The sequence below is a fragment of the Methylobacterium sp. 1A genome (genome assembly GCF_058072805.1).
Map to the genome: position 1 here is coordinate 3,168,776 of NZ_JBYQVE010000001.1, position 12,322 is coordinate 3,181,097.

The following is a 12,322-nucleotide window of genomic DNA, read 5'->3' on the forward strand; positions in this document are numbered from 1 at the left end:
CGGCGCGGCCGCATCTGGATAGGCCCGCCCGAGGCCGGCCACCGGCGCCGGTGACGGGGTCATGCGGGACAGGAGAGGCGGCGCGGGATGCGTCCAGCCAGACCCGGCGCGGGAGCGCCTCGGAAGGTCAGGGAGATGCCGTGCGAATCGCCCGGCGGCGCGTGTGGACGCCGCCGGGGGCGACTCACTGCGGCAGTTCGAACACCGTGAGCTGCCCGCCCGGCGCCGTGTACTGCGACAGGGCCGCGTAGCCCCCCACCGCCCCCGAACCGTCCGCGGGGTCGGTCAGCCCGGCCGCGAGGCCGATCCCGGCCCAGCCGCCGACCCCGGACAGCACCGCGACGTACTGCTTGCCGCCGTGCAGGTAGGTGGTGACGTTGCCGACGATCCCGGACGGGGTCTTGAACCGGTACAGCTCGTGCCCGTCCCGGGCGTCGACCGCCTTCAGGTAGCCCTCCAGCGTGCCGTAGAAGACCACGTTGCCCGCCGTGGCGAGCGCCCCCGACCAGACCGAGAACGGCTCCGGGATCGTCCAGGCGATCCGGCCCTTCGCGCCGTCCCAGGCGATGAACGCCCCGGTCCGGTCCGAGCCCTCGGGCGGGTGCAGGGTGAGCGTCGCGCCGACATAGGGCTGGCCGGGCGTGTAGGTGACCCGGAACGCCTCGTAATCCATGCACATGTGGTTGGTCGGCACGTAGAACAGCCGCGTCTTGGCCGAGTAGGCGGCCGGCTGCTGGTTCTTGGCACCGAGCGACCCGGGACAGATATTTTTGGTTGCTTCGTCCTCGTCGGCCTCGCCGGGGGCGTAGCGCTTGTCGACCACCGGCTTTCCGTGATCGGGCGCGGCGGGATCCACGCTGATCCGGCTGGCCCAGTTCACCGTGGGGTCGAACTTCTCCGCCACCAGCAGCGCGCCGGTGGCCCGGTCCAGCGTGTAGCCGAAGCCGTTGCGGTCGAAATGAGTCAGCACCTTCCGGCCGCGGCCGTCGATCACCTGCTCGGTGAGGATCATCTCGTTGACGCCGTCGTAGTCCCACTGGTCGTGGGGGGTCATCTGGTAGACCCAGCGGGCGATGCCCGTATCGGCGTCGCGGGCGATGATCGCCTGCGCCCACCGGTTGTCGCCCGGGCGCTGGTTCGGGTTCCAGGTCGAGGGATTGCCGGTGCCGTAATAGACGAGGTTCAGGTCCGGATCGTAGGAGAACCAGCCCCAGCTGCAGGCGCCGCCCGTCCGCCACTGGTCGCCCTCCCAGCTGTTGAGCGAGGAATCGCGGCCGACCGGGCGCCCGAGCTCGGTCGTCGTCTCCGGATCGACCAGCATGTCGGCGTCCGGCCCGGTGGCGTAGGCGCGCCAGAGCCGCCGGCCCGTCGCCTGGTCGTAGGCCGTGACGTGGCAGCGCGCCCCGTACTCGCCGCCCGCGAGCCCGACGATGAGCTTGCCGCGCACCGGCAGGACCGTGGCGGTGTTGGTCTCGCCCCGGCCCGGGTCGCCGTTCCTCACCGACCACAGCACCCGGCCGGTCTCGGGGTCGAGCGCCACCACGGTGGTGTCGGCCTGCTGGAGGAACAACCGCCCGTCCGCGTAGGCGAGCCCCCGGGAGACCGTGTCGCAGCACATCACGGCGATGACGCTCGCGTCCTGCCGCGGCGCGTAGCGCCACAGGATCCTCCCGCCCCGGTCGAGGTCGAGGGCGTAGACCACGTTGGGGAACGGCGTGTGCACGAACATCAGGTGTCCGACCACGATCGGCGCACCCTCGTGGCCGCGCAGGACGCCGGTGGAGAAGGTCCAGGCGACCTTCAGGCGCCCGACATTGCCGGCGTCGATCTGGTCGAGGGCCGAGTAGCGGGTGTTGGCGTAGTCCAGGGTCTGCAGGACCGGCGACGGGCCGGCCGCCGCCGCGGAGGCGAGGCCGGCGAGCGGCAGGGCCGCGAGCACTGAAGCACGCATCGACGCACGCATCCTCGTGATCCTCATCGCCGCGCGGCGCGCGCACCTACATGCGCTGCTGGACGATGCTCTCGGTCTGGGGGTCCGGCTCGTGGCCGGCCGCGCGGAGCATCGGCACCACCTCGGCCGCCTCGCGCGCGACGAGGTAGCTCAGGTCGAGGCCCTCGCGGATGAAGCCGTGGCCGCGCATGTGCTCGAACAGGGCCAGCAGCGGCGCCCAGAACTCCGCCACCGAGACCAGCACCACCGGCTTCCGGTGGCGCCCGAGCTGCGCCCAGGTCAGCTGCTCGACCAGCTCCTCCAGGGTGCCGATGCCGCCCGGCAGGGTCACGAACGCGTCCGAGCGCTCGAACATCAGGCGCTTGCGGGTGTGCATGTCGGAGACCACCACGGTCTCCTGAATGTCCGCCAGCATGTGCTCGCGCGCCTGGAGGAAGTCCGGGATGATGCCGGTGACGTGGCCGCCGGCGGCGAGCGCCGCCCGCGCGACCGTGCCCATCAGCCCGACGTCGCCGCCGCCGTAGACGAGGCCCATCCCGGCCTGCGCGACCGCGGTCCCGAGGGTCTCGGCGGCCTCGCGGAAGGCCGGGTCGCGGCCGAAGCCGGAGCCGCAATAGACACAGACTGTCCTCACCGGAGCCATCCGGCGTCCTCCTCGCGCGTCCGTTGCGAGCCGTCCAGATCGCGCCCCGCGCCCAGCACTCCACGTGCCAAACTGCTGAATTCGCGTGGGATTCACCCGCCTGGGCGGCAGGACGGCTTGGTGTGGGGACCATGTACGGTATTATGGGCGGCGCCGTCGACGGCTTTTCGCGCGGGCGGACGGCCGCCCGCCGGGCGGCGGCAGGATGAGGGGAGGCCTTCGTGGCGATGTCGAGACAGGTGCGGCGCAGTCTCGCCCTGGCGCTGGCCGGCCTTCTCGGCGGACTGGGACTCGTGCTGGCGCTGTTCGGCGGCGACTCCCTGCGGCGGCTCACCGGCCGCGGGGGTCCCGAGCCGTCGGCGCCGAGCGGCAGCCTGCGCAGCCTCGCCGATCCGGGCGCCCTGGCCGGCCGCGCCGACCCGACGATCGACTTCCGCGACGACAAGCCGGGCCGGGCGAGCCCGGCGCCGGGGGAGGGCCCCGTGGCGGCGCTCCCGCAAGACCCCCGCGCCGGCACCCCCGGGGCGCCGCAGGCCGGCACCGCCGGGGCGCAGCAGGCCGGTCCGGGCCAGGACGCGCGCCTGCCGGATGCGGCCGAGGCGCCGCGCTTCGACATCGTCCGCGTCGAGCCGAACGGCGACGCCGTGGTGGCCGGCCGCGGCGCGCCGGACGCCGCGATCGAGATGCTGGCCGACGGCAAGCCCGTGGCCCGGGCGAAGGCCGATTCCAACGGTCAGTTCGCGATCGTGCCGCCGGCCCTGCCGACGGGCGCCAGCACGCTCCGCCTGCGCATGACCGGCGCGGACGGGCGCGCGACCGAGTCGCAGCAGAGCGTCGCGGTGGACGTGGCCCCTGGCCGGGACCGCCAGCCCCTCGTGGCCCTGACCGCCCCGGACGCCGCGACCGTCGTGCTGTCGCAGCCGGGCGCGACGGCCGACGCGAAGGGCGGCGCCAGATCCTCCGGTCCGGCTTCCGAGCCGGGTACCCGGGACGCCGACGCGGCGCGGGCCGGCCGGCCGGCCGGGAGCGGGGAGACCCGCGAGACCGCGGCGTCCGGGGCGGGGCCGACCCGGATCGCCAGCGTGGACGTGCAGGGGAACGGCCGCCTGTTCGTGACGGCCACCGGCACGCCGGGGGCGCGGATCCAGCTCTACCTCAACGACACGATGATCGCCCCGGGCAGCATCGGGCCGGACGGCCGGGCGACCTTCACGATCGGGCGCGGGATCAAGCCCGGGCAGTACCAGGTGCGGATCGACCAGGTCGATCCGGCCACCGGCAAGGTCGCCAGCCGCGCCGCGGTCCCCCTGTCGGTGCCGGAGCCGACGCAGGTCGCCGCCCGGGAGACCGCCGAGTCCGGACCGTCGCCCGCCCAGAGCGGCGCGCGGGATCGCGCCGGCCCCGATCAGGCCGCGCGCGACGGTGCCGACCGGGACCGGCCGGCCGCGGCCTCGCCGCCGGCCGCCGTCTCGAACCCCCAGGTGGCCGACATGGCGGAGCCGGACCGGGTCGGCGCGGTGTTCGTGCCGGAGATCAGCACCGCCCGGATCACCCGCGGCGACAACCTCTGGCGGATCAGCCAGCGCACCTACGGCCGCGGCGAGCGCTACACGGTGATCTACGACGCCAACCAGAACCAGATCCGCGATCCGGACCTGATCTACCCGGGCCAGATCTTCGTGCTGCCCACCGACAAGCGCGGCTGAGCGGCGCCGCCTACTCCACCACCTGGTCGTCGCCCGCGAAGGCCAGCCGGCGCAGGCCGCGCAGCGCCCGGTCGAGTTCCTCCCGCGACGGCGAGGCCAGGGCGAGGCGCACCGCGTTCGGCGCGTGGCCGGGATGGACCGCGAAGGACGAGGCCGGCAGGAGGGCGATGCCCTGGCGCAGGGCCGCGGCCGCGTAGGCCTCGGCCCGCCACGTCTCGGGCAGTTCCAGCCAGAGGTGGTAGGCCTGCGGATCGCCGACGACCCGCAGGTCGGCGAGCGCGGCCCGGGCGAGGGCCTGCCGGGCCGCGGCGTCCCGGCGCTTGGCCTCGGCCAGCGCCGCCGCCGAGCCCCCCGCCATCCAGTGCATGCCGGCCGCGAGCGACAGGCCGAGCACCGTCCAGGCGCCCTGGCGGACGGAGGCGGCGAGCCGGTCGGTGAGGGCAGGCGGCGCGGCGATCAGGCCGACGGTCAGCGCCGGCATCACCCGCTTCGACAGGCTGTCCACGAAGATCACCCGGTCCGGCGCGAGGCCGGCGAGCGGCGGCGCCTCGGCGAGGAAGCTGTAGACCGCGTCCTCGATGGCGGTGAGCCCGGTCCGATCCAGCACCTCCGCCAGGGCGGCCCGGCGCGCCGGCCCCATCGTGGCGCCGAGGGGGTTGTGCAGGGTCGGCTGGAGATAGACGCCGCTCAGCGGGGTCGCGCGGTGGGCCTGGAGCAGCGCCTCGGGGCAGACGCCCTCCGCGTCCATGGCGAGCGGGATCAGCGTGATCCCGAGCCGCGCCGCGATGCCCTTCACCCCGGGATAGGTCAGGGGCTCGCAGCCGATCCGCTCGCCGGGCGCAGCCAGGGCCGCCAGGGCGGCGGCCAGCGCCTGCCGGCCGTTGCCGGTGAACAGGATGTCGGCGGGATCGGGGGCGTAGCCCGCCCGCGCCAGGAACCCGGCGGCGATCGCCTGCGCCGAGGGCGTGCCCGCGGGCCCGTACTGGGTGAAGCCGATCTGGCCGTCGTCGCGGGCGAGCGCCGCCAGGGTCTCGGCCAGGACCACCTCCTGCTCGGGCAGGCGCGAGTGGGTCCGCTGCAGGTCGAGGGCGGCCGGGGGCGGCTCCGGGCGGAGCAATCCGGCGCGCCCCGGCTCGCTGCGGACGTAGGTCCCGCGCCCGACCTCGCCGGTCACCAGCCCCCGGCGGGCCAGCTCGGCGTAGACCCGGCTCGCCGTCGAGACCGCGATGCCCCGCGCGTAGGCGAAGTCGCGCTGCGGCGGCAGCCGCGCGCCGGGGCGCAGCCGGCCCGCCGCGATGTCGGCCGCGATCGCGTCGGCGACGGTGCGGTAATCCGCGGGGCGCATAATTGCTCCGAGGTCAATGTTTCAATTGATCCGAGCTTTGTATCGGATCAATGCTCCGCCAGCAATCCCGGCCGGACTGCCTTCCCGCCACCGGATCGTCTGCGATGCAAGCCGTCACCCTGTCCTCCTCGCCCGCCGTCACCCGTCCGACCGCGCGCCCGTCCCTGCTCCGCACGTGGCTGCAGCGGATCCGCACCCGCCGCGCCCTGGCGGCGCTCCACCCCGACCAGGCCCGGGACGCCGGCCTCGAGCCCTGGGACCTGCGCGCCGAGGTCGCGAAGCCGTTCTGGCGAGCGTGAGGCGGGGGCCTGCACGCAGCGCGGGTGCTCCGGCGCGGCAGCGGGCCTATATGCGGGGCCAGGACATCCCGCCCCGCAGAACCCTTCATGACCGACAACACCGCGCCCGCGGCCGGGACGCCGATCCCGGCCGAGCGCCCCGGCCTGATCGCCACCTACCGGCGGCTCTGGCCGCATCTCTGGCCCCACGGCCGGCCCGACCTGCAGCGCCGGGTCTTCCTGGCCTTCGGCCTGCTGCTCGCCGCCAAGCTGGTGACCATGGTGACGCCGTTCACCTTCAAGTGGATCACCGACGCGCTGGTCGCGGCGGTCGGCGGCAAGGACGAGGCCGTGCCCACCGGCCTCCTCGCCGCGCCGATGCTGCTGATCGCCCTCTACGGCCTCTCGCGGATCGCCATGGCGGCGCTGACGCAGGTGCGCGACGGGCTGTTCGCCAAGGTGGCGATGCACGCGGTGCGGCGGCTGGCGCTCCAGACCTTCGAGCACATGCACCGCCTGTCCCTGCGCTTCCACCTGGAGCGCAAGACCGGCGGCCTGACCCGGGTGCTGGAGCGCGGCCGCGCCGGCATCGAGGAGCTGTCGCGCCTGATGGTGCTGACCCTGGTGCCGACCATCGTCGAGTTCGTGCTGGTGCTCGGCGTGCTGGCCTACGAGTTCAACTGGAACTACGCGCTGACCGCGTTCCTGACGGTCGCGGCCTACCTGGCCTTCACCTACAAGGCGACCGAGTGGCGGATCGCGATCCGCCGCCGGATGAACGCCTCCGACACCGACGCCAACACCAAGGCGGTCGACTCGCTGCTCAACTACGAGACGGTGAAGTATTTCGGCGCGGAAGCCCGGGAGGCCGGCCGCTACGACGAGTCGATGGCCAAGTACGAGAAGGCCTCGACGCAGACCTACGTGTCGCTGGCGGTGCTCAATGCCGGGCAGGCGGTGATCTTCACGCTCGGCATGACCGTGGTGATGTGGCTCGCGGCGCGCGACATCCTGGCCGGGCGCACCACGATCGGCGGCTTCGTGCTCGCCAACACCATGCTGGTGCAGCTCGCGATGCCGCTCAACTTCATGGGCATGATCTACCGCGAGATCAAACAGGCGCTGATCGACATCGACGACATGTTCCGCATCCTCGGGCAGAACCCCGAGATCGCCGACCGGCCAAGCGCCGCCCCGCTCGCGGTCGCGGGCGGCACGGTGCGGTTCGAGGACGTGCGCTTCGCCTACAATCCCGAGCGGCCGATCCTGCGCGGCGTCACCTTCGAGATCCCGGCGGGCCAGACCGTGGCGGTGGTGGGACCCTCGGGCGCCGGCAAGTCGACGCTCTCGCGCCTGCTGTTCCGGTTCTACGAGCCGCAAGGGGGCCGGATCAGCGTCGACGGGCAGGACATCGCCGCGGTGACGCAGGCCTCCCTCCGGGCGGCGATCGGCATGGTCCCGCAGGACACGGTGCTGTTCAACGACACGATCGGCTACAACATCCGCTACGGCCGGGCCGACGCCACCGACGCGGAGTTGCGGGAGGCGGCCCGCCTCGCCCAGATCGACCGCTTCGTCTCGGGGCTGCCGGAGGGCTACGACACCCCGGTGGGCGAGCGCGGCCTGAAGCTCTCGGGCGGCGAGAAGCAGCGGGTCGCCATCGCACGCACGATCCTCAAGGCGCCGCCGATCCTGGTCCTCGACGAGGCGACCTCGGCGCTCGACTCCTTCACGGAGGCCGAGATCCAGGCGGCGCTCGACCGGGTCAGCCGCGGCCGGACCACCCTGGTGATCGCCCACCGGCTGTCGACGGTGGTCAACGCCGACGCGATCCTGGTCCTCGACCACGGCCGCATCGTCGAGCGCGGCACCCACGCCGCGTTGCTGGAGGCCGGGGGCGTCTACGCGGCGCTCTGGGACCGCCAGCGGGAGGCCGACGCCGCCCTGGAGGTGCTCCAGCGCGCCGACGCGCCGGTGCTCCCGCCCCGGACGGGCCACGCCGCCGTGCCGGAGACCGAGGCCGCGGAGTGACGGAAAGGCCACACGCGGTCCGCGCAACGCGGCCGGGACGCAACCGGAGGCGGTAAGCGCGGTTCTGCGGTTATGCCGCACTTCTACCTGCACATCCGGGACGGTCAGTGGCTGGTCGAGGATCTCGACGGCGCCGACCTGCCCGACCTCGACGCCGCCCGCACCGAGGCCGAGCGCTCCGCCCGGGCGCTCTTGGAAATCCAGCGGGTCGACGGCGCGGTGCTGGCCGGGCAGGTCTTCGAGATCGCCGACGCGTCGGGGCAGGTCCTGGCGGTCGTGCCGCTGAGGGACGTGCTCGAGCTGCCGTAAGATCCAGGGCGCGGGCGGGTCGGTCGGGATCGACCGCCCGATGGCCGCTACGGCCGGCCCCTACGGCCGCGACCGCACACGGACCCCGAGCAGGTCCTCGAACGGCAGCACCATGGCGCCCTTGTCCCGGTCGCCGTGGCCCTGGCGCAGGGCGGTCTGGTAGGTGGCGGTGGCGGCCGCCGTGACCGGCATCGGGAAGCCGTTCTCCGCCGCGACCGCCGCGGCGGCGACGAGGTCCTTGTAGGCCGCCCCCATCGGGTAGCCCTCGTCGAACTGGCCCCGGAGGATCCGCGGCACGAAGTACTGCGCCGCGTAGCTCCGGCTCGTGCCCGTCGTGACCACCTGGGCGACCTGATCCGGGTCGAGCCCCATGGCGACGGCCATCGGCAGCACCTCGGCCAGCGCCGCGATGTTGATGTCGTAGAGCACGTTGTTGATCGTCTTGGTGAGCTGGCCGGACCCGGCCGGGCCCATGTGCAGGATTGTCGTGCCGATCCGCTCCAGCAGGGGGCGCACCCGCGCGACCGCCCCGGCCGCGCCGCCGCACATCACGGTGAGCGTCCCGGCCTCGGCGCCGGCCGGCGCGCCGGAGACGGGCGCGTCGACGAAGGCGCGCCCGGTCGCCGCCACGGCGCGGCCGACCGTGAGGGCCTTGGCGTGCGCGATGGTGCTGAGGTCGACCACGACCGCCCCCGGGGCGAGGCGCTCCGCCAGGGCGCCGTCCCCGAGGAGGGCCGCCTCGACGGCGTCGCCGTTCGGCAGGCACAGGAACAGCACGTCGGCGCCGGCGGCCTGCCCGGGATCGGTGGTGGCGACGAGGCCCGGCGCGGCGAGGCCGGCGAGGCGGGCCGGGTCGGTGTCGATCGCGACGAGCGTCTCGGCGTCGGAGCCCCGCTTGGCCGCGAGGTTGCGGGCGATGGGGTGCCCCATCGCGCCGAGGCCGAGGAGGGCGAGGCGCGCGGCCATGCGGGTGTCCCTGTTCCGAGTGTCCGGGCGCCCCCTGTCCGTGCGGGGGAGGCGCCGCGCCAGCATGTCGCCGGACGGGGCCGTCTTCCAGCCCCGGCCCTGGAATTGTGGCCGATGGCTTCTCGGCACCGACGTCCTTGCGAGCGGAGCGAAGCAATCCAGCAGCGCGACCTTGCCGATGTTGCGCCGCCCTGGGTCGCTTCGCTGCGCTCGCGATGACGGAGAAGCGTCGTCGACAGCGGCGCGCGGCTCGAATTACTTTGACAATGTTCCTATTTTGTGCTTCCTGACCGCACCTGTCCGCGGCGGCCCGGGAGCGATCCCGGGGCGTCCTTCGGGGGCCCGCCCGGTGGCTGACCGTGCGGGTCCGGGGACGGGGCGGCGCCCGCGTCGGTGGCTCTCAGCCGCCATCGCCCCGGGCGACGGACCGGTGCGGGGCGTGCCTCGGACGCGGGCGTGAGACCGGGCGGCACTGTGCCCGGCGGGGTGAGGAAATGCCCCCGCGCCGACCCGCCTCTGGGCCGACCCTGAGCGACCTGCGGACCCGCCCACTACGAGGCGGGGGACGGCTGGAAGGCCACGGCGCCGATGCGGGTTCCGGAGGTGCGGGCACGGCGTGCACGCACCTCGACCGAGACCGCTAACGGGGAGTCGCAGGACCGGGACGTCGGAGACGTCGCGACGAGACAGACGGCACCGGCCGGGGACCATGCCCGGTCGATGCCGCGGGGCGCCGCGGGGATCGGATCCCGCGCGTACTTGGCCGACACCTGGGTTCCCGCGGCGTCCCGCGTCCCTCGTGCTCGCCTCCCGGGCCATGCCCCCGGCGCCACACCGCGCGCGGGGACGATCACGCGCACCCGAACGTCGGACGAAGGGCAGGGATGCGTGAAGTTGCGCCGCACCGTTGTTCCCTCGCCCGAGAAATCGGTCTACACGGCCGCTCCCTCGAAACCGCTTACCTGCCCCGTATGCAGGACTGAGTCCGGAGACGCTCGTACCATGCCGATTCTCACCTTCCCCGACGGCAACACGCGGGAGATCGCCGCCGGCACGACCGGCCGGGCCGTGGTCGAGGGCATCGCCAAGTCGCTGGCCAAGCGCACCGTCGCCATGGCGCTCGACGGCACGGTCGCCGACCTCGACGACCCGATCGACCGCGATGCCCGCATCGAGTTCCTGGACCGCACCGACCCGCGCAGCCTGGAGCTGATCCGGCACGACTGCGCGCACGTACTCGCCGAGGCTGTGCAGGCGCTCTGGCCGGAGACGCAGGTCACGATCGGCCCGGTGATCGAGAACGGCTTCTACTACGACTTCCATCGCGAGATCCCGTTCACGCCCGAGGACTTCCCGAAGATCGAGGCGAAGATGCGCGAGATCATCGCGCGCGACGCGCCCTTCACGAAGGAAGTCTGGACGCGCGAGGACGTGCGGGCGCTGTTCGCCGGCAAGGGCGAGGGCTTCAAGGTCGAGCTGGTCGACGCGATCCCGCCGGGCGAGGACCTGAAGATCTACCGCCAGGGCGACTGGTTCGACCTCTGCCGCGGCCCGCACATGACCTCGACGGCCAAGGTCGGCACCGCCTTCAAGCTGATGAAGGTCGCAGGGGCCTACTGGCGCGGCGACTCGAACAACCCGATGCTGACCCGCATCTACGGAACGGCCTGGGCGAACCAGGCCGATCTCGACGATTACCTGCACCGGCTGGAGGAGGCCGAGCGCCGCGACCACCGACGGCTCGGCCGCGAGATGGACCTGTTCCACTTCCAGGAGGAGGGGCCGGGCGTCGTCTTCTGGCACGCCAAGGGCTGGACGATCTTCCAGGAGCTGATCGCCTACATGCGCCGGCGCCTGCGCGGCGACTACGCCGAGGTGAACGCCCCGCAGATCCTCGACAAGGCCCTGTGGGAGACCTCCGGCCACTGGGGCTGGTACCGGGAGAACATGTTCGCCGCGCAGTCCGCGGGCGAGGAGGCCGAGGACAAGCGCTGGTTCGCCCTCAAGCCGATGAACTGCCCGGGCCACGTGCAGATCTTCAAGCACGGCTTGAAATCCTACCGCGACCTGCCCCTGCGCATGGCCGAGTTCGGGATCGTCCACCGCTACGAGCCGTCCGGCGCCATGCACGGGCTGATGCGCGTGCGCGGCTTCACGCAGGACGACGCCCACGTCTTCTGCACCGAGGACCAGCTCGCCGACGAGTGCCTGAAGATCAACGACCTGATCCTCTCGACCTACGCGGATTTCGGCTTCGACCAGATCGTCGTGAAGCTCTCGACGCGGCCCGAGAAGCGCGTCGGCTCCGACGCCCTCTGGGACCACGCCGAGGACGTGATGACCCGCGTGCTGGCGCAGATCGAGGAGCAGTCGGCCGGCCGGATCAAGACGGCGGTCAACCCGGGGGAGGGCGCGTTTTACGGGCCCAAATTCGAGTACGTGCTGCGCGACGCCATCGGCCGCGACTGGCAATGCGGGACCACGCAGGTGGACTTCAACCTGCCCGAGCGGTTCGGCGCCTTCTACATCGACGCCGACGGCGCCCGGAAGCCGCCCGTGATGGTCCACCGGGCGATCTGCGGCTCGATGGAGCGCTTCACCGGCATCCTGATCGAGCACTTCGCCGGGCACTTCCCCCTGTGGCTGGCGCCGGTCCAGGTGGTGGTGGCGACGATCACCGGCGAGGCCGATCCCTACGCCCGTGACGTCATCCGCACCCTGGAGCGCGCCGGCCTGCGGGTCGAGGCGGATCTGCGCAACGAGAAGATCAACTACAAGGTCCGCGAGCACTCGCTGGCCAAGGTGCCGGTGCTGCTGGCGCTCGGTCGCCGCGAGGCGGAGGAGCGCACGGTCTCGATCCGGCGGCTCGGCAGCCAGCAGACCCGCACGCTGCCGCTGAGCGAGGCCGTGGCGGCCTTCGTGGAGGAGGCGACCGCGCCCGACATCCGCCGCGCCGAGGCCGTCGCCGCGACGGTCCCGACCAGCGACACGGTGCTCGACGGCCATCACGGCCCGCACGACGCGCCCTGACGCGCCGCCGATAGACGACGTCCCGGGGGGCGCGCGGCGCCCCCGGGACGTCGGCGCGGCCCG

9 protein-coding genes are annotated in these 12,322 nt (G+C 73.4%); 5 read left to right on the plus strand and 4 right to left on the minus strand.

Going from position 1 to position 12,322, the window contains the following annotated elements:
- Window positions 1-184: 184 nt before the first annotated feature.
- Entirely contained in the window at window positions 185-1,951 is a 1,767-nt protein-coding gene (locus ACX9MN_RS15450) for a methanol/ethanol family PQQ-dependent dehydrogenase (protein WP_489724858.1), read from the minus strand.
- Between the two features lie 46 nt (window positions 1,952-1,997).
- A complete protein-coding gene (locus tag ACX9MN_RS15455) occupies window positions 1,998-2,594 on the minus strand; it encodes an LOG family protein (protein ID WP_489724859.1) in 597 nt (198 codons plus the stop codon).
- A gap of 227 nt (window positions 2,595-2,821) precedes the next feature.
- On the opposite strand from ACX9MN_RS15455, the gene ACX9MN_RS15460 reads away from it, so the two are divergent.
- Window positions 2,822-4,300 (plus strand): LysM peptidoglycan-binding domain-containing protein, encoded by a 1,479-nt coding sequence (locus ACX9MN_RS15460; RefSeq protein WP_489725230.1) that lies wholly within the window; start codon window positions 2,822-2,824, stop codon window positions 4,298-4,300.
- Window positions 4,301-4,310: 10 nt separating this feature from the next.
- Here the strand turns inward: ACX9MN_RS15460 and ACX9MN_RS15465 are convergent, their stop codons facing one another.
- A complete protein-coding gene (locus ACX9MN_RS15465; RefSeq protein WP_482960619.1) occupies window positions 4,311-5,645 on the minus strand; it encodes an aminotransferase-like domain-containing protein in 1,335 nt (444 codons plus the stop codon).
- A 104-nt stretch (window positions 5,646-5,749) separates the two neighbouring features.
- Between ACX9MN_RS15465 and ACX9MN_RS15470 the strand changes: the two genes are divergently transcribed.
- The 3 genes from ACX9MN_RS15470 to ACX9MN_RS15480 all read left to right on the plus strand — a co-directional run bounded on the left by ACX9MN_RS15470 (window position 5,750) and on the right by ACX9MN_RS15480 (window position 8,263).
- Window positions 5,750-5,944, plus strand: coding sequence for a DUF1127 domain-containing protein (locus ACX9MN_RS15470; protein ID WP_020092364.1), 195 nt, complete (start codon window positions 5,750-5,752; stop codon window positions 5,942-5,944).
- An 87-nt stretch (window positions 5,945-6,031) separates the two neighbouring features.
- Window positions 6,032-7,954 (plus strand): ABCB family ABC transporter ATP-binding protein/permease, encoded by a 1,923-nt coding sequence (locus ACX9MN_RS15475; RefSeq protein ID WP_489724860.1) that lies wholly within the window; start codon window positions 6,032-6,034, stop codon window positions 7,952-7,954.
- 72 nt (window positions 7,955-8,026) lie between these two features.
- The gene (locus tag ACX9MN_RS15480) at window positions 8,027-8,263 is read left to right on the plus strand and encodes a DUF6894 family protein (protein WP_020092366.1); all 237 of its coding nucleotides are present in this window, start codon (window positions 8,027-8,029) and stop codon (window positions 8,261-8,263) included.
- A gap of 60 nt (window positions 8,264-8,323) precedes the next feature.
- Here the strand turns inward: ACX9MN_RS15480 and ACX9MN_RS15485 are convergent, their stop codons facing one another.
- Complete coding sequence (locus ACX9MN_RS15485) at window positions 8,324-9,229, minus strand: NAD(P)-dependent oxidoreductase (protein ID WP_056532754.1); 906 nt, start codon at window positions 9,227-9,229, stop codon at window positions 8,324-8,326.
- 1,002 nt (window positions 9,230-10,231) lie between these two features.
- On the opposite strand from ACX9MN_RS15485, the gene thrS reads away from it, so the two are divergent.
- Window positions 10,232-12,259, plus strand: a complete 2,028-nt coding sequence (thrS, locus tag ACX9MN_RS15490; RefSeq protein WP_489724861.1) for a threonine--tRNA ligase — start codon at window positions 10,232-10,234, stop codon at window positions 12,257-12,259.
- The last annotated feature ends 63 nt before the right edge of the window (window positions 12,260-12,322 follow it).

Coding starts and splice junctions, on each gene's coding strand:
- ACX9MN_RS15450 (WP_489724858.1), bottom strand. CDS start 1,951: ATGCGTGCTTCAGTGCTCGCGGCCCTGCCGCTCGCCGGCCTCGCCTCC.
- ACX9MN_RS15455 (WP_489724859.1), bottom strand. CDS start 2,594: ATGGCTCCGGTGAGGACAGTCTGTGTCTATTGCGGCTCCGGCTTCGGC.
- ACX9MN_RS15460 (WP_489725230.1), top strand. CDS start 2,822: ATGTCGAGACAGGTGCGGCGCAGTCTCGCCCTGGCGCTGGCCGGCCTT.
- ACX9MN_RS15465 (WP_482960619.1), bottom strand. CDS start 5,645: ATGCGCCCCGCGGATTACCGCACCGTCGCCGACGCGATCGCGGCCGAC.
- ACX9MN_RS15470 (WP_020092364.1), top strand. CDS start 5,750: ATGCAAGCCGTCACCCTGTCCTCCTCGCCCGCCGTCACCCGTCCGACC.
- ACX9MN_RS15475 (WP_489724860.1), top strand. CDS start 6,032: ATGACCGACAACACCGCGCCCGCGGCCGGGACGCCGATCCCGGCCGAG.
- ACX9MN_RS15480 (WP_020092366.1), top strand. CDS start 8,027: ATGCCGCACTTCTACCTGCACATCCGGGACGGTCAGTGGCTGGTCGAG.
- ACX9MN_RS15485 (WP_056532754.1), bottom strand. CDS start 9,229: ATGGCCGCGCGCCTCGCCCTCCTCGGCCTCGGCGCGATGGGGCACCCC.
- thrS (WP_489724861.1), top strand. CDS start 10,232: ATGCCGATTCTCACCTTCCCCGACGGCAACACGCGGGAGATCGCCGCC.